Here is a 1,595-nt window from a genome sequence, read left to right as displayed (position 1 = left end):
GAGAAATCCGTGACCCAGAACCCGCGCGAGGTGGCTACCAAGTTTGGCAAGAGCATCGACACCTTCTTTGCTCAAGGGTTCCCCGAGGCCGAAACGGCTTTGGCAGTTTGGATTACCTATCTCGAAGATGACGCGCTCAATGGCCCGGACGACCCGTTGTTCCCGGCAACCGACATCGTGCCGCAATCCAACACCGGATTCTCAGCCGAGGGATTCGCGCGCCGCCCTTGGAAAAGCACCGAACCCGTACGCAAGATCGTCAACGCCGCCTTCGCCGCCGCAAATCTGGATGCCTTCGGCCCGCACGCCTTTCGCCACATGCTGGCCCGCCACGCAGCCAAGACTTGCAGCTCGGTCGCAGAATTGGTCGCCACTTCGCAGAACCTCGGCCATACCGACGTGCTGACAACGCTGCGCAGCTACGGACAGATCAGCCGTGAGCGGCAACGGGCACTGATCACGGGCGAGTCAGGGGATGATGTTCTGGAGGACTGATCAGGTCGATCTGACCGAATTCAATCAAAAGTGGCGCGTGGGAACAAGTGTGGGAACGCATTCCGCAAATCTACATATTTACGCTACAAATCAATCACTTAGCATTGATTTGTGGCGGAGACGAAGGGATTCGAACCCTCGAGACCCTTCCGGGCCTACTCCCTTAGCAGGGGAGCGCCTTCGACCACTCGGCCACGTCTCCACCGACGCGTATAGCCAAGTAAACATAGGGGTTACAAGGCAAAAACCTCCAGTTTTGAAATTTTCTTACCTGGGCAAAAATACCCTCAAAATGGCACTCAGTGGCACAGAATGGCACTGGGTTTGGGAAACATTTGGTCAATTTCCCTTACAGGGAAAGCGCCTTGAACTGCGTCAAGACAATTTTGCAATGGCAATCGCCAAGCGCGAGGACCAACGATCAAAAAGCGTTTCCGTCAACGCCCGCTCGAACCGATCTCCTTTTTGCAAGGAGGTTTGGTCATGAAAAGCGCCAAGGACGATCCAGGTTCAGTAAGTACAAAAGAGCTGGCCGAATATTGGAGAATGCCGTCTGTCAGGGCCGCTCGTGAACTTGCACGGGCACTCGGACTATTGCGTGTCAAAGGTAAATTCCCCTGGTATTCTGTCTGGGCAACTGAGGGCTTGGCTCCACCGCGACGCAACAGGTGGGAAGAATTAAAGCTTCCGCATTGTACCGCAGTCGATGTGGCTGAAGCACTCGGTGAGTCTGTACGATCTGGAAGGCGGCGTGGCGTTTCAAAGCCTGATCCGAGTTTCCCAGACCCGATCCCGCTCCGGAAAAAGCCGATGCTCTGGCGCGCAGCGCAGCTACGCGCTTGGCAGGCGGGTTTGCAAGTCCCGCACTATCCGGTCGCTTCGACGGCAGCGAGACGCACACCAAAACCCCTGGCCAACCGCACTCAAGAACCTCCGTCCAATACCTACAATCCGTTCGCCGAAGCACGATCTGCGGCCCCCGGGAACGGTTAAATGACACCCCCGACGAACAACGGAAAACATTGAGCAGCCCCACTTGAGTGGTCCATTTTAAAAGTTAGTGCATGATTGGCCGTTGATCCATCGGGATGATGGCCTCT

General features: G+C 55.9%; 1 protein-coding gene and 1 tRNA gene. One reads left to right on the top strand and one right to left on the bottom strand.

The window, feature by feature from the left end; genetic code table 11:
• On the top strand, positions 1–495 hold a 495-nt coding region (locus FOY56_RS23355; protein WP_508619524.1), incomplete at its 5' end, for a site-specific integrase.
• A gap of 112 nt (positions 496–607) precedes the next feature.
• Here the strand turns inward: FOY56_RS23355 and FOY56_RS23350 are convergent.
• Positions 608–697, bottom strand: a tRNA-Ser gene (locus tag FOY56_RS23350).
• Positions 698–1,595 lie beyond the last annotated feature (898 nt).

The sequence above is a fragment of the Falsiphaeobacter marinintestinus genome (assembly GCF_007923355.1).
Classification (GTDB): Bacteria; Pseudomonadota; Alphaproteobacteria; order Rhodobacterales; family Rhodobacteraceae; genus Phaeobacter_A; species Phaeobacter_A marinintestinus.
Note: the sequence above shows the minus strand (reverse complement) of the source record. Positions and strands in the feature narration are given on the sequence as shown.